This window comes from Nocardia gipuzkoensis, from assembly GCF_021183645.1.
In the GTDB taxonomy this organism is placed as follows: Bacteria; Actinomycetota; Actinomycetes; order Mycobacteriales; family Mycobacteriaceae; genus Nocardia; species Nocardia abscessus.
This window is the reverse complement of the sequence record NZ_CP089225.1, coordinates 247,602-262,297: the sequence shown is the minus strand read 5'-3', so window position 1 is coordinate 262,297 and position 14,696 is coordinate 247,602. Positions and strand designations below refer to the sequence as shown.

Annotated in this window: 14 protein-coding genes; 13 read left to right on the top strand and 1 reads right to left on the bottom strand. The window is 69.3% G+C overall.

The features are described 5' to 3' along the window. Positions 1–9: 9 nt before the first annotated feature. A complete protein-coding gene (locus LTT66_RS01170) occupies positions 10–429 on the bottom strand; it encodes an SRPBCC family protein (RefSeq protein WP_233063310.1) in 420 nt (139 codons plus the stop codon). 533 nt (positions 430–962) lie between these two features. Between LTT66_RS01170 and LTT66_RS01165 the strand changes: the two genes are divergently transcribed. The 13 genes from LTT66_RS01165 (at position 963) to der (ending at position 14,549) form a co-directional block, all read left to right on the top strand. Continuing rightward, complete coding sequence (locus tag LTT66_RS01165; protein ID WP_233063309.1) at positions 963–1,307, top strand: hypothetical protein; 345 nt, start codon at positions 963–965, stop codon at positions 1,305–1,307. 339 nt (positions 1,308–1,646) lie between these two features. Then, positions 1,647–2,861 (top strand): putative cytokinetic ring protein SteA, encoded by a 1,215-nt coding sequence (steA, locus tag LTT66_RS01160; protein WP_233063307.1) that lies wholly within the window; start codon positions 1,647–1,649, stop codon positions 2,859–2,861. 10 nt (positions 2,862–2,871) lie between these two features. After that, positions 2,872–3,816, top strand: a complete 945-nt coding sequence (locus LTT66_RS01155) for a copper transporter (protein ID WP_233063305.1) — start codon at positions 2,872–2,874, stop codon at positions 3,814–3,816. 224 nt (positions 3,817–4,040) lie between these two features. Beyond that, positions 4,041–5,762 carry a CTP synthase gene (locus LTT66_RS01150; protein WP_233063303.1) on the top strand — a complete coding sequence of 574 codons (1,722 nt, stop codon included), beginning with the start codon at positions 4,041–4,043 and terminating at the stop codon, positions 5,760–5,762. Between the two features lie 4 nt (positions 5,763–5,766). Continuing rightward, a complete protein-coding gene (locus LTT66_RS01145; RefSeq protein ID WP_233063302.1) occupies positions 5,767–6,426 on the top strand; it encodes an NUDIX domain-containing protein in 660 nt (219 codons plus the stop codon). 6 nt (positions 6,427–6,432) lie between these two features. Beyond that, a complete protein-coding gene (gene xerD, locus LTT66_RS01140; RefSeq protein WP_233063301.1) occupies positions 6,433–7,377 on the top strand; it encodes a site-specific tyrosine recombinase XerD in 945 nt (314 codons plus the stop codon). A gap of 148 nt (positions 7,378–7,525) precedes the next feature. Further along, positions 7,526–7,990, top strand: a complete 465-nt coding sequence (locus tag LTT66_RS01135) for a cupin domain-containing protein (RefSeq protein ID WP_233063300.1) — start codon at positions 7,526–7,528, stop codon at positions 7,988–7,990. A gap of 189 nt (positions 7,991–8,179) precedes the next feature. Further along, positions 8,180–9,124 carry a ParA family protein gene (locus tag LTT66_RS01130; protein ID WP_181724314.1) on the top strand — a complete coding sequence of 315 codons (945 nt, stop codon included), beginning with the start codon at positions 8,180–8,182 and terminating at the stop codon, positions 9,122–9,124. A 536-nt stretch (positions 9,125–9,660) separates the two neighbouring features. Next, positions 9,661–10,572, top strand: a complete 912-nt coding sequence (locus LTT66_RS01125; protein ID WP_408638896.1) for a segregation and condensation protein A — start codon at positions 9,661–9,663, stop codon at positions 10,570–10,572. Between the two features lie 73 nt (positions 10,573–10,645). Beyond that, positions 10,646–11,302, top strand: coding sequence for an SMC-Scp complex subunit ScpB (scpB, locus tag LTT66_RS01120; RefSeq protein WP_233063298.1), 657 nt, complete (start codon positions 10,646–10,648; stop codon positions 11,300–11,302). Between the two features lie 9 nt (positions 11,303–11,311). After that, positions 11,312–12,391: a pseudouridine synthase gene (locus LTT66_RS01115; RefSeq protein ID WP_233063297.1), complete on the top strand. Its 1,080-nt coding sequence runs from the start codon at positions 11,312–11,314 to the stop codon at positions 12,389–12,391. A 65-nt stretch (positions 12,392–12,456) separates the two neighbouring features. Further along, positions 12,457–13,134: a (d)CMP kinase gene (gene cmk, locus LTT66_RS01110; RefSeq protein WP_233069534.1), complete on the top strand. Its 678-nt coding sequence runs from the start codon at positions 12,457–12,459 to the stop codon at positions 13,132–13,134. Then, a complete protein-coding gene (gene der, locus LTT66_RS01105; RefSeq protein ID WP_233063296.1) occupies positions 13,131–14,549 on the top strand; it encodes a ribosome biogenesis GTPase Der in 1,419 nt (472 codons plus the stop codon). The genes cmk and der overlap by 4 nt, the downstream gene beginning before the upstream one ends. Positions 14,550–14,696 lie beyond the last annotated feature (147 nt).

Sequence of the window (14,696 nt, the reverse complement as noted above, 5' to 3'; positions counted from 1 at the left end):
GCGCGCCGGTCAGCGCACGGCCTTCTGCGCGCCCTTGATGAACTGGCCGATCAGGTTCTTCAGCCCGAACTCCAGCACCTTGGCGGGCACCGGCAACGACGGGTCGGACTCCATGGTGTAGGAGACCAGGGTGCCGTTGTCGGCGTCGGTGAAGGTGACGATGCCGACGTGGCGCTTCACCGGCGCGCCCTTGACGATCTTGTATTCCATCCGCTCGCCGGGCACGAGTTTGGTGATCTCCTCGGTGACTCCCACCGGGCCGAGGCCGATCAGGTGCTGGGCGCCGACGCCCTCCCGCTCGGTCAGGCCGGGCTTGATCAGCTTGACCTGGACCGGCACGTAGGGGCTGATGCTCTCGCGGTCGGCGAAGAGCCGGTACACGACCTCGCGCGGTGCGGCGATGACGGCGTCGACGGTAGTGCTGGCCATGAAATCTCCTCTTCGAGTTACGTGTGACCGGCAGCATATAGCTACAGCGGGTACGGCTCGGTGATCGTGTCGTCCGCATCACAATCGGCGCAGAGCTGCCCGGTTGCCGCCCTCCGGCGAGGCCGCTTGCGTACGCCCAGGGACGACCTCGACGCAACCAGATGCAGTTGTCGACTGCCAACGCCTCGATCTACTGAAGAAATCCGTGTGAATCCCGCAAGTTTCCGGCTGCCTGCTGCCGCAGCGACATGGGGTCTGTGGGGAAGTCCGCGATTGTGCGACGGCAAAGCGGCTCGGAACAACGACTTTCGCCAGTGAAGACTGTGGTACGCACAACTGCTGTCCGTAATGTCCGATTCCTCATCTACTATGGAAATCAGTAGATGAACGGCGGATGAATTCCGCCGGACAACGGGCAGCACCGAGGCGAAGGGGCCATGATGCGCAGCGTTCTTCCAGCGACGACCGAGGCGGGCGGAGCGCGCCGATCTGTCACGGCGGCCCGGCGAGGGCGGGGAACGCCGAGGAAGCGAGTGCTCGCGCTGATCGTCGCTGGTCTGGCCGCGGGGTCGGTGTCCGCGGCGGGCGGCGCCGCGGCGGAGTCCTTGTCCGGCTCCGATCACTCCGATCGCTCGGGTTCGCACGGCGACTCGACGGGCTGGCACGCGATAGACCCGTTCGGATACCGGCACTCCGACCCGAATCCCCTGCGGCAGAACGAACACCGGGATGCCCTGCGTGAATATCACCGGCGCACCGGGCCGGAGTCCGGCGAGAGCGGTGCGAGCGATGGCGCGGGCGACTCCGCTTGGACTCGAACGCAGCGTCCCGACGGCAGCGGCTGGACCGTGTGCCGTCCGCACGCGAAGTGGTGCTGATCGGGGCGCACTCACGGTAGCGGCTCGTTCGCTGTCGTGGCTGTCGAGCTGCGGGGCGCCGCTCGCTCATGGGCGGGGCTCGGTCGCGTCGCTGTGATTCGTGCGCCTGGGTAGCGAGACGGGCGCCCAGATGGCGAGGTCGGCTCGCGTTGCCCCAACTGATCATCGCACTACTCTGAGCAGTCAATATAGACAGAACGCAACCGCTCGAGGCTTCGATTCTCCAGCCGGGCGCCGCGCTCGCCGCGCTGGTGGTCAAGGAGGTTCCGGCACGGGAATGTGGGGCGGGAAACGGCGCGCCTCCACCAATGGTTGAGGGTTTGCCGCCATCATCGGCGCATGAGGATGCCGGCGCTGTTGTCGAGAAACACCGAAACGCTTCCTGGTCTGATCGGGACGGCCCGGGTGGATCGCAACACCCGGCGGCTGCTCGGGCGGATCGGGCCGGGTGACATCGTCGTCCTCGACGAGATGGATCTCGACCGGATGACCGCCGACCGCCTGGTCGAGGCGCGTGTGGGCGCGGTGATCAACACCTCGCCGTCCATTTCCGGCCGCTACCCGAACCTCGGCCCCGAGGCACTGGTGACCAACGGGATCCTGCTGCTGGACACGGTGAGCTCGGACGCGTTCAAGAGGATCAAAGACGGTGTGAAGGTCCGCATCGATGGCGGGGTGGTCTATGCCGACAAGCTGATCAAGAAGGAGCCGGAGGTCCTCGTCGAGGGCATCGAGCTCACCGAGTCCGCCATCGCGGAACGGATGATCGAGGCGCGCAACGGTCTGGCCGATCACCTGGAGGCCTTCGCGGGCAACACCATCGAGTTCATCCGGACCGAGAGCGCCCTGCTCATCGATGGCTTCGGCGTTCCGGAACTGGATTTGTCGATGAAGCACCGGCACGTGGTCGTCGTCGCCGACGGCCCGGATCATGCCGAGGATCTGCAGCGGCTCAAGCCGTTCATCAAGGAATACGCCCCGATTCTGATCGGCGTCGGCCGCGGCGCCGACACGCTGCGCAGGCGGGGCTACCGGCCCGATGTCATCGTCGGCGACCCAGACGAGATCACCTCCGCGACCATGAAGTGTGGCGCCGAGGTGATCCTGCCCGCCGACACCGACGGTCACGCCAAGGGGCTGGAACGCATCCAGGACCTCGGCATCGGCGCGACGACGTTCCCCTCCTCCGGTTCGGCCGCCGATCTGGCACTGCTGCTCGCGGATCATCACGGTGCGGCGCTGATCGTCACCGCGGGGGCGCCTGCCTCGCTCGACGATTTCTTCGATCGCGGCCGGCGCGACAGCAATCCGGCCACGTTCCTCACCCGGCTCAAGGTCGGCACGAAGCTGATGGACGCGAAGGCCGTGGCCACCCTGTACCGCACCCGGGTGTCCGGGATCGCGGTCGCGCTGGTGGTACTCGCCGCGCTGGTCGCGGTGATCGTCGTACTGCTGGCGTCCAACAGCGGCGGCGAGTTCGTGGACTGGAGTGTGGACATCTGGAACCGCTTCGCGCGGTGGGCGCAAGGGCAGCTCGGATCCTGGCAACTTTAAAGGGAGAACAATGATTTCGATGCGCCAGCATGCGGTCTCGATCGTCGCGATCTTCCTCGCGCTCGCGATCGGCGTGGTGCTCGGATCCCAGACGCTCGCGGCGGACCTGCTGTCGGGCCTGCGGACGGACAAGACCGAGCTGCGGCAGCAGGTCGACGCCCTGACCGAGCAGAACCGGCAGCTCGATGACCAGGCCATGGCCGCCGACCGGTTCGTCGCCGGGTCGTCGGGCCGCATCCTCGGCGGTACGCTCGCCGACCGCAGCGTCGTCGTGTTCACGACGCCGGACGCCGATCCCGGGGACGTCGACGCGGTGACGCGGGCGCTCGAGGTCTCCGGCGCGGGCGTCACCGGCCGGATCGCGCTCACCGAGGCATTCCTCGACGCCGCCGAGGGTGACCGGATGCGCACGGCCGTCACGAACGTCATCCCGGCCGGGGCGCAGCTGCGTACCGGCGCGGTGGACCAGGGCAGTATGGCCGGTGACCTGCTCGGCCTGGTGCTGCTCGTGGACCCGGCCAGCGGGCAAACTCGCGGCACCCCGCAGGAGCTCGAGTTGGTGCTGGAGACACTGCGCGGCGGCGGTTTCCTCGCCTACGGCGACACGCCGGTGCGGCCCGCGCAGCTCGCGGTCGTGATCACCGGCAACGGCGTCGATGCCGCCCGGGACGGCGCCGGCTCGAACGCCGCCCGCTTCGCCGGAGCCCTGCGCGGGCGTGGGGCGGGGGTGGTGCTCGCGGGCCGCACGGGAGCCGCGGACGCGCAGGGGCCGATCGCCGTGGTCCGGACCGACGCCGCGCTCGCGGCGCAGGTGAGCACCGTCGACAATCTCGAACGAGAACTCGGCCGCGTCACCACGGTGCTCGCGCTCGGCGAACAGCTCAACGGCGGTGCGGGCCGCTACGGCACCGGCGCCGAAGCAGCGTCGCTCACCTTGGCCGCGCTCCCGGGTTGACCTGCTGAAATCGCCCGGTACGCCGCTGCGGTATCGGGCCGGGCCGGGCGTCGGACGGCCGTCTGCGCGGTCTTCGCGGCACCGGTTCCCGGCGACGGCTGCCGTCCGGGACGCGACCCGCCTCACAGTCGGGCCGCGGATGCTCTGACCGGCGCCTGGCGATCGACCGGCAAACGAGCGTGGCATTCGAACGGACGGGCGGATTCGTGTTACCGTGAAGACCCGTGGGTCAAACACGGATTCAGGCGCGAACGGCCACGAAGCACATCTTCGTCAGCGGTGGTGTCGCCTCCTCATTGGGTAAAGGTCTTACCGCCTCCAGCCTCGGTCAGCTGTTGACGGCGCGTGGGCTGCGCGTCACGATGCAGAAACTCGACCCGTACTTGAACGTCGATCCCGGCACGATGAACCCCTTCCAGCACGGCGAGGTGTTCGTGACGGAGGACGGCGCGGAGACCGACCTGGACGTCGGCCACTACGAGCGCTTCCTCGACCGGGACCTGTCCCGGGACGCGAATGTGACCACCGGGCAAATCTATTCGTCGGTGATCGCCAAGGAACGCCGCGGCGAGTATCTCGGTGACACGGTGCAGGTGATCCCGCATATCACCGACGAGATCAAGCACCGGATCCTCGCCATGCGCGGCCCGGATCTGCAGGGCCAGACCCCGGACGTGGTGATCACCGAGATCGGCGGCACCGTCGGCGACATCGAGTCGCAGCCGTTCCTGGAGGCCGCCCGCCAGATCCGCCACGACGTCGGACGCGACAACGTCTTCTTCCTGCACGTGTCGCTGGTGCCCTACCTCGCGCCGTCGGGTGAACTGAAGACCAAGCCGACCCAGCACTCGGTGGCCGCGCTGCGCAATATCGGCATCCAGCCCGACGCGCTGATCCTGCGCTGCGACCGCGAGGTCCCGCAGGCGCTGAAGAGCAAGATCGCGCTGATGTGCGACGTCGAGGTGGACGCCTGCATCTCCACCCCGGACGCGCCGTCGATCTACGACATCCCCCGCGTGCTGCACCGGGAGGGGCTGGACGCCTACGTGGTGCGCAGGCTGGGCCTGCCGTTCCGCGACGTGGACTGGACCGTGTGGGGCGATCTGCTCGACCGGGTGCACTCCCCGCGCGAGACGGTCGAGGTCGCGCTGGTCGGCAAGTACGTCGACCTGCCCGACGCCTACCTCTCGGTCACCGAGGCGCTGCGCGCGGGCGGGTTCGCCTCGCGCGCGAAGGTGAACATCCGCTGGGTGCCCTCCGACGAGTGCGAGACCCCCTCCGGCGCGCAGCACGCGCTGCGCGAGGTGGACGCCGTGCTGATTCCCGGTGGATTCGGCATCCGCGGCATCGAGGGTAAGGTCGGCGCGATCCACTACGCGCGCACCCGCGGCATCCCGCTGCTGGGCCTGTGCCTCGGCCTGCAGTGCGTCGTGATCGAAGCGGCTCGCAGGGTGGGGCTGACGGAGGCGAACTCGGCCGAATTCGAGCCGGACACACCGCATCCGGTCATCTCCACCATGGCCGACCAGGAGCAGGCCGTGGCCGGTGAGGCCGATCTCGGCGGCACCATGCGCCTCGGCGCCTACCCGGCCGTGCTGGAGAAGGGCTCGGTGGTCGCCCATGCCTACGGCAGCGAGCACGTTTCCGAGCGTCATCGTCACCGCTACGAGGTGAACAACGCCTACCGCGACAAGATCGCCGAGAGCGGATTGAAGTTCAGCGGCACCTCGCCGGACGGGCACCTGGTCGAGTTCGTCGAGCTGCCCGCCGACACGCATCCGTTCTTCGTCGCCACCCAGGCGCACCCGGAGTTGAAGAGCCGCCCGACCCGCCCGCATCCGCTGTTCGCGGCGCTCATCTCGGCGGCGCTGAAATACAAGGCGGCCGAACGACTCCCGGTGGACATTCCGGGTGAGGAACTCGCGGGTGCGACGGAACAGGCGTAACGGCATGACCAACGGGGGAGCTGCCGAACCGGGCAGCCACGATTTCGAGATCGTTTCCGGCGAGACCGTCTACAGCGGCGCCATCCTGGCGTTGCGGCTCGACCAGGTGCGCATGCCGGGCGGGCGCGTCGTCGAGCGCGAGGTGATCGAGCACCACGGCGCCGTCGCCGTCGCCGCGATCGATGACGACGACAACGTGGTGCTGATCAACCAGTACCGCCACCCGATCGGCAGGCGCCTGCTCGAACTGCCCGCCGGGCTGCTCGACCTGCCCGGCGAGGACCCGCTGCTCGCGGCCCGGCGTGAGCTGGCCGAGGAGACCGGGCTGGCCGCGCGGGAGTGGGCGGTTCTGGTGGACGTGGTGCTCTCGCCCGGGTTCACCGACGAAGCGCTGCGGGTCTACCTGGCCCGGGATCTGTACGAGACCGAGCGTCCGGAGCCGGAACTGGAAGAGGCGGACCTCGAAGTGGTCCGCATGCCGGTCCAGGAGGCGGTCCGCGCGGCGCTGGCCGGGGAGATCGTCAACGCCACCGCCGTCGCGGGCGTGCTCGCACTGGCGGCCGCGCGGGCGGGCGGTATCGAGCCGCGGCCGCCGGACGCTCCGTGGCAGGGGCAGCCGACGGCCTTCCTCCGCCGCAAGGCGGCCCAGAAGCCCGAAGACTGACCGGAGGTGCTCGGTCGCGAACTCGACGCCTATCTCGACCATCTCGCCGTCGAGCGCGGCGTCGCGCCCAATACCCTGGGCGCCTATCGGCGTGACCTCGGTCGTTACCTGGACTTCCTGGCCGGGCGCGGCATCGGCTCGCTGGAGCGGGTCGCCGAATCCGACGTCGCGGAGTTCACCATGGCGCTGCGCTCGGGCGGTGACGGGCACTCCGCGCTGGCGGCGAGTTCGGTGGCCCGCGCGCTGATCGCGGTGCGTGGCTGGCATCGCTTCGCCGCGGCGGAGGGACTGACCGACACCGATGTCGCGCACGCGGTGAAGCCGCCGGCGCCGGGGCGCAGGTTGCCCAAGGCGCTGCCCTACGACCAGGTGCTGCGCGTACTGGAGGCGGCAGGGGGCGGGCCCGCCGACGCCGCGGCGGGCACGGACGGCGGACCGCGCGGCCTGCGCGACCGTGCGCTGCTGGAATTGCTGTATTCCACCGGCGCCCGGATTTCGGAGACGGTCGGGTTGGACCTCGACGATCTCGATGTCGAGGAGCGGGCGGTCGTGCTGCGCGGCAAGGGCGGCAAACAGCGCCTGGTGCCGATCGGGCGCCCCGCCCTCACCGCCGTGGACGCCTATCTGGTCCGTGGACGTCCCGTGCTCGCCGCACGGGGTAAGGGCACTGGGGGAGCCCTCTTCCTGAATGCTCGCGGCACCCGTCTGTCCCGGCAGAGTGCCTGGCGGGTCCTGCACACCGCGGCCGAACGCGCGGGCATCGCGGCGGCGGTGTCGCCGCACACGCTGCGCCATTCGTTCGCCACCCACTTGCTCGATGGTGGTGCCGACGTCAGGGTGGTGCAGGAGCTGCTCGGCCACGCGTCGGTGACCACGACCCAGATCTACACCCTGGTCACGGTCAACACCTTGCGCGAAGTCTGGGCCACGGCCCACCCCCGAGCTCGATAGGCGTTCCGCGACCGGCGATTTCGCCAGCGTAGGTCGCGTGGGGGCCGCTGATCGCCGGAACAAAGTGGACTCAGGTCCGGTTGTGTTGATTCGCCGGGCGTATGCGCTGTGCTCGCCCGATTCGGGAACACGACGCGAGGTGAGGTGTATGACAAAGTCTTTCATCGTTCACGAGGCCGATGTCGAGGCGGTTCCGCTGCCCGGCGGCGGGTCCTTCCGGCTGCTGGAGGACAGTGAGAACTCCGGAGGGCTGTTCGGCGCGAATCGGCTGGCCCTCGCCGCGGGGGCGGACGGCACCCGGCCGCACCACCACACGAAATCGACCGAGATCTTCTATGTGCTGGGCGGCACGATGGAGTTTCTGGTCGACGGCGCCCGCAGCACGGTGGGCGAAGGTGGCCTGGTGGTGGTCGCGCCGGGCACGGTGCATGCCTTCGGGGCCGCCGCGGACGGCCCCGCGGAGTTCCTGGCTGTGCTCACACCCGGTATCGTCCGCTTCGAATACTTTCGGCAACTCGGCCGGATCGCGCGCGGGGAGGCGGACTGGGAGAGCATGAACGAGTTGCACGACCGGTTCGACGTTCATTTCGATGGCGGACCGCAATGGCGCTGACCAGCGCGTGCCGAACACGCCGCGCGTAGGCGCGGCACTCGAGTGCCGTCAAGCGGTAGCGTCTAACGAGAGCTGGACCGCACGAAAGCGAGGTCGGCCCTGATCGGCCTCGCTACGCTCGGCGAGGCAACGGGCAGGAACGTATAAGGAGCGCGGATCGTGACGACAGCCGGAGCGGCAGAGCCGCCGATGGGTGCTGGGGCGGAGCCGCTTACGGGCTCGCGACCGGGGCCGTACTCGGACGCCGCGGCGGAAACGCTGTGGGGCCACGGGGTAGAGCCGGTCCCGGAGGACGCGACGCTCGGCCCGACCGGACGGCCGTTGCGGCTGGTGCCGGATCCACCGCCGGTCGGCCAGCACGGTGACGCGCTGATCGTGGCCATGTGCAACCAGAAGGGCGGGGTCGGCAAGACCACCTCCACCATCAATCTCGGTGCGGCACTGGCCGAATACGGCCGTCGCGTGCTGCTCGTCGATCTGGACCCGCAGGGCGCGCTGTCGGCCGGGCTCGGCGTCGCCCACCACGATCTCGACTCGACCGTGCACAACCTGCTCATCGGTTCCAAGGTGTCCATCGACGACGTGCTGATGCAGACGCGCGTCCCGAACATGGATCTGCTGCCGAGCAACATCGACCTCTCCGCCGCGGAGATACAGCTGGTCAACGAGGTCGGCCGGGAACAGTCGCTGGGCCGTGCGCTGGAGCCGGTGCGCAACCGTTACGACTACATCCTCATCGACTGCCAGCCGTCGCTCGGCCTGCTCACGGTCAACGCCCTGGCCTGCTCGGACGGCGTGATCATCCCGATGGAATGCGAGTATTTCTCGCTGCGTGGGCTGGCACTGCTCAACGACACCGTCGAGAAGGTGCGGGACCGGCTGAACCCGCGGTTGAGCCTGTACGGGATAGTGGTCACCATGTTCGACGCTCGACTGCTGCATTCGCGCCAGGTCATGGCGCGAGTCGTCGAGGTGTTCGGTGACCTGGTCTACGACACCGCGATCGCACGCACCGTCCGCTTCCCGGACGCCAGCGTGGCGGGCGAACCCATTACCACGTGGGCGCCGAAATCCGGTGGCGCCGAAGCGTATCGGTCGATGGCCCGGGAAGTCATCCACCGCTCCGGCCGGTGACCGGCCGCTCCGGCCCCTCGTCTGCGTCCCACCACGACCCGTCCGGCCAGGGGTCTTCCGCGGCCGGATCGACTCCCACGTCCGACGACCGCGCGCCCGGCGCCGGTGGGCCGGACGAACTATCGCAAGCCGCCGCCGCAGAGGCTCCCGCGCTCGGGAACGCGGCGGCCGCGTTCATCGCCGCGGGTCGCGACGCGGCGCCCAAGCGGCCGAACCCGTCCGTCGTCGGCGAGCCTGCCGGGCGAACCGGACCGGAGCCGGACGCCGCCGCCCCGGCGTCGCGGAAGAACGCGGACGAACCATCGACGACGTCACCCGCACCGCGCATGGAGCCGGCCGCGGGCGATGTCCGCCGGACACGAACCGATCCGCTCGCCGATGCTTCGCACGCTTCTGCCGCCGCGCCGGACACCCCCGCCGCTTCCAGCCCTGTGGCCGAGGCTTTTGCCGCTGTACCGGATACTCCCGCCGCCGCGCCCGCCGCGCCCGCAACTGCGCTGGATGCTCCCGCCGCTGCGCTGGATGCTGCTGCCGCCGTGCCGGACGCTTCCGCCGCTGAGGCGGATACTCGCGCCACCGCGCCGGACCCGCCGCCGGGTGATGCTGCGCAGGCTGCGGACCCGCCGACGTCCGGATTCCGGCTGCGCCTGAGCAATTTCGAGGGTCCTTTCGACCTGCTGCTCACGCTGATCAGCTCGCGCAAGCTGGACGTCACCGAGGTGGCGTTGCACAAGGTCACCGACGAGTTCATCGCCTACACCAAGGCGCTGACCGCGAACATGGCCCAGCAGAACACGTTGCGCTCGGACAAGATCCTGGACCAGACCACCGAATTCCTCGTCGTCGCCGCCACGCTGCTCGATCTGAAGGCGGCGCGCCTGCTGCCGTCCGGGGAGATGACCGACGCCGAGGATCTAGAACTGCTCGAGGCGCGCGACCTGCTGTTCGCCCGGCTGCTGCAATACCGAGCGTTCAAGCAGGTCGCCGAACTGCTCGCGGAGCTGGAGGCGGCCGCGCTGCGCCGCTATCCGCGCGCGGTCGGCCTGGAGGAGCGCTACGCCGACCTGCTGCCCGAGGTTACGCTGGGTGTCGGGGCGGCGGAGTTCGCCGCGATCGCCGCGGCGGCCTTCCGGCCCCGTCCGGTACCCAAGGTCGGGCTCGACCACTTGCACACGCACGCGATATCGGTGGCCGAGCAGGCGGCATTGGTGCTGGAGCGGCTCAAACAGCGTGGTGCGGGTGCGTGGACCTCCTTCGGTGAGCTGGTCGCCGACTGCGAGGTCCCGGTCCAGATCGTCGCCCGCTTCCTGGCGCTGCTCGAGCTGTATCGCGGCAAGACGATCGAGTTCGATCAGCCCGATCCGCTCGGTCCCTTGTCGGTCAGCTGGATCGGCGACGAAGCCGCGCAACAGGTGGACACCATGACAATCGAGGAGGATTACGGGTGAGGCGAACCGGTCGCCGTACAGAGCGCAGCGCGCGGTCAGCTACGACGCAGCGCGGCTCCGGCGAGGTGCGGTCGTGAGCGAGGCAGTGGTGGAACTCACCCCCGAGCCGCTCGCGGACGCCGATTTCCGTTCCGCGCTGGAGGCCATGCTGCTGGTCGTCGACTCTCCGGCCCCGGTTGACCAGCTCGCGGCCGCCCTCGGTGACAGCCCGCGGCGGGTCGAGCAGACCCTGCGCGCGATGTCCGCCGAACTGTCGGCCCGGTCCAGCGGGATGGATCTGCGTTTCGTAGGTGACGGCTGGCGCTTCTATACTCGCAGCGAGTACGCGCCGTATGTGGAGCGGATGCTGCTCGACGGCTCCCGATCGAAACTGACCCGGGCGGCGTTGGAAACGCTGGCGGTGGTGGCATACCGTCAGCCGGTGACCAGGACCAGGGTCAGCGCGGTGCGCGGCGTGAACGTCGACGGGGTGATGCGCACGCTGCTGGCCAGGGGCTTGATCGCCGAGGCAGGCGTCGACCCGGAGACCAACGGGACGCTGTACTGCACGACAGAGCTGTTCCTGGAACGGATCGGGCTCGCGTCGCTGAGCGATCTGCCGCCGCTGGCGCCCCTGCTTCCGGGCGTCGACCTGATCGATGAGATCAACGAGAGCCTGGACACCGATCCCCGGTACACCAGGTTGAGGAAACCCGCCGAGGCCGATTTGGATCTCGGCACCGCAGAGTGACAGGAAACGATGAATACGCCCGCTCGCCGAGATGGCACACCGGATCGTAGAAAACGCGGCGCTACACCCGAACGGGGTGGCACGGGCCGCGCCTCGGGCTCACGCGACGCGCGTTCGGCCCAACGGGGGAGCACCGCCCGAGGCGCCCAGCAGGGCGGCACGGGCCGTGGATCGGCCCAGCGCGGATCGGCCCAGGCGCCGAGCCCGCAGCGGCACACGGCTCCGGTCGGCAAGAAGAAGCCCAAACCACAGCGGCAGGTCGCGCAGCCGCCGCTGCTGAGCAACGCCAAGCCCGCGCGCCACCAGAACGTGGAGCCCGCCGAGTCCGGCGGCCACACCAAACTTCCCTGGGGTGAGGGGGAGCGGCTGCAGAAGGTCCTCGCCAAGGCGGGCGTGGCGTCGCGCCGGGCCGCCGAGGAGATGATCGCGCAGGGCCGCGTCGAAGTCGACGGCATGATCGTGCGCGAGCAGGGCTTGCGCATCGACCCGCAGCGCGCCGTGGTGCGCGTCGACGGAACCCGCGTGATGGTGCGCGAGGAACTGGTGCACGTCGCGTTGAACAAGCCCAAGGGCTGGCAGTCCACGATGTCCGACGATCTGGGACGCCCCTGCGTCGGCGACATCGTGGCCGAGCGGATCGCCGCCGGTCAGCGCCTCTTCCATGTCGGAAGGCTGGACGCCGAGACCGAGGGTCTACTGCTGCTCACCAATGACGGCGATCTGGCGCACCGGCTCATGCACCCGTCCTTCGAGGTCTCCAAGACCTACCTGGCCACGGTGCAAGGCGAGGTGAACAACCGTGCGATCAGCAAGCAGCTGCGGGAAGGCGTCGAGCTGGAGGACGGTCCGGCCAAGGTCGACCGTTTCCAGGTGTTGGAGCTGGGGGCGGGACGTTCTTTGGTGAAGCTGGTGTTGCACGAGGGGCGAAAGCACATCGTGCGCCGGCTGCTGGACGCGGTGGGCCACCCGGTCGTCCGGCTGGTTCGCACCAATATCGGCCCGGTCGCGCTGGGCGACCAACGGCCCGGCACACTGCGCGTGCTCGGCCGCGATGAAATCGGCAAACTCTACGAGGCGGTGTCGTTGTGAACGGTGTGGAGATCCCGGTGCAGACGCCGGCGCGAACGGCCGGTACGAGCCCGCTCGTGGTCGCCATGGACGGGCCGTCGGGCACCGGGAAGTCGAGCGTGTCGCGCCGCCTGGCCACCCGGCTCGGCGCCCGCTACCTCGACACCGGCGCCATGTACCGGGTGGCGACGCTGCGTGTGCTGCGCGCGGGCATCGAACTGACCGACACCGCGGCCATCGCCGCCGCGGTCAAGGAGCTGCCGCTGTCCATCGGCACCGATCCCAGCCGCGAGGTGATCGAACTCGACGGTGAGGACGTGCGCTCGGAGATTCGCGGCGACGCCGTCACCAAGGCCGTTTCGGCGGTCTCCGCGGTGCCCGAGGTGCGTGACCTGCTCGTCGCCATGCAGCGCGACATCACGGCGGTCTCGGGGCGGATCGTGGTGGAGGGTCGTGACATCGGCACCGTCGTGCTGCCCGAAGCGGACGCCAAGATCTACCTGACCGCTTCCGCGGAGGCGCGGGCGCACCGGCGCAATCAGCAGAACATCGCAGAGGGACGGGGCGACGACTACGCGGGCGTGCTCGCCGACGTGCAGCGCCGCGACACCCTCGACTCGACCCGCAAGGTGTCCCCGCTGCGCCCGGCCGAGGACGCGGTGCGCGTCGACACCAGTGAACTGTCCATGGACGAGGTCATCGACGAGCTGTATCGCGTTGTCGCCCAGCAGATCTCGGCAATCAGGGCCGGAGGTGGCCGGTGAACGAGGATGTGCTGGCCGGCGACGGCGTGTGGACCGACGAAACCGACTGGGAGCTGGCCGATCTCGAGGCCGAATTCGAGGACGCCGCGCACGTCGCGATGCCGACGGTGGCGGTGGTCGGCCGCCCGAACGTGGGCAAGTCGACGCTGGTGAACCGGATTCTGGGCCGCCGTGAGGCGGTCGTGGAGGACATCCCGGGAGTGACCCGCGATCGCGTGTCCTACGAGGCGAACTGGGCAGGTCGCCGGTTCCTCGTCCAGGACACCGGCGGATGGGAGCCCGACGCGAAGGGACTCCAGCAATCGGTGGCCCGGCAGGCCGAACTGGCCATGCAGACCGCCGACGCGATTCTGCTCGTGGTCGACGCCGTGGTCGGCGCGACCGCCACCGACGAGGCGGCGGTGAAGAAGCTGCGCCGCTCCGCCGTCCCGGTGATCCTGGTCGCCAACAAGGTCGACGACCAGCGGGTGGAAGCGGAGGCGGCGGCGCTGTGGTCGCTCGGACTCGGCGAGCCGCGGATGGTCAGCGCCGCGCACGGCCGCGGCACCGGCGACCTGCTCGACGACGTCCTCGGCGTGCTCCCGGAGACACCCCGCGAGGGGACCGGCGGCGCAGGCGGTCCGCGTCGCGTGGCGCTGGTGGGCAAGCCGAACGTCGGCAAGTCGAGCTTGCTGAACAAGCTGGCCGGTGACGAGCGCTCGGTGGTGCACGATGTCGCGGGCACCACGGTCGATCCGGTCGACTCGCTGGTCGAATTGGGCGGCAAGGTCTGGAAATTCGTCGACACCGCCGGGTTGCGCCGCAAGGTCGCCAACGCCAGTGGCACGGAGTTCTACGCCTCGCTGCGCACCAAGTCGGCGCTGGAGGCATCGGAAGTGGCGATCATGCTGATCGACGCTTCGCAGCCGATCACCGAACAGGACCTGCGGGTGATCAGCCTGGTCGCCGATTCGGGGCGCGCGCTGGTGCTGGCGTTCAACAAGTGGGATCTGGTCGACGAGGACCGGCGTCTGCAATTGGAACGCGAGATCGACCGGGATCTGATCCGGGTGCCGTGGGCGCAACGGGTGAACATCTCCGCACACACCGGCCGCGCTGTGCAGAAGCTGGTGCCCGCGATGGAGACCGCGCTCGAGTCCTGGGACAAGCGCATCTCGACGGGCAGGCTCAACACCTGGCTGAAGGAAGTGATCGCCGCGACCCCGCCGCCGATGCGCGGCGGCAGGCTGCCGCGTGTGCTGTTCGCCACCCAGGCGACCACCCGGCCACCGACGTTCGTGCTGTTCAGCACCGGCTTCCTGGAGGCGGGCTACCGGCGCTTCCTGGAACGCAGACTGCGGGAGGAGTTCGGTTTCGACGGCTCGCCGGTCCGTATCTCGGTACGGGTGCGGGAGAAGCGGGACCGCAAGAAATAGCAGACCACGACGAGGCCCCGGCGCCGCTGGTACGCCACCGACGCCGGGTCCGTGCTACCGCAAGTGCGGTGGGCTAACTTTTAGCGATCCGTTCTTGTTGACGAGTTTTCGGGCAAAACTCCTAGTCCTCTTCGAAATCTTCTCGAG

What these genes read in the sequence shown, in the direction of transcription:
- LTT66_RS01130 (WP_181724314.1), top strand. Translation starts at nt 8,180, where the DNA reads ATGGGTGCTGGGGCGGAGCCGCTTACGGGCTCGCGACCGGGGCCGTAC.
- steA (WP_233063307.1), top strand. Translation starts at nt 1,647, where the DNA reads ATGAGGATGCCGGCGCTGTTGTCGAGAAACACCGAAACGCTTCCTGGT.
- LTT66_RS01135 (WP_233063300.1), top strand. Translation starts at nt 7,526, where the DNA reads ATGACAAAGTCTTTCATCGTTCACGAGGCCGATGTCGAGGCGGTTCCG.
- LTT66_RS01155 (WP_233063305.1), top strand. Translation starts at nt 2,872, where the DNA reads ATGATTTCGATGCGCCAGCATGCGGTCTCGATCGTCGCGATCTTCCTC.
- LTT66_RS01145 (WP_233063302.1), top strand. Translation starts at nt 5,767, where the DNA reads ATGACCAACGGGGGAGCTGCCGAACCGGGCAGCCACGATTTCGAGATC.
- LTT66_RS01115 (WP_233063297.1), top strand. Translation starts at nt 11,312, where the DNA reads ATGAATACGCCCGCTCGCCGAGATGGCACACCGGATCGTAGAAAACGC.
- LTT66_RS01170 (WP_233063310.1), bottom strand. Translation starts at nt 429, where the DNA reads ATGGCCAGCACTACCGTCGACGCCGTCATCGCCGCACCGCGCGAGGTC.
- cmk (WP_233069534.1), top strand. Translation starts at nt 12,457, where the DNA reads ATGGACGGGCCGTCGGGCACCGGGAAGTCGAGCGTGTCGCGCCGCCTG.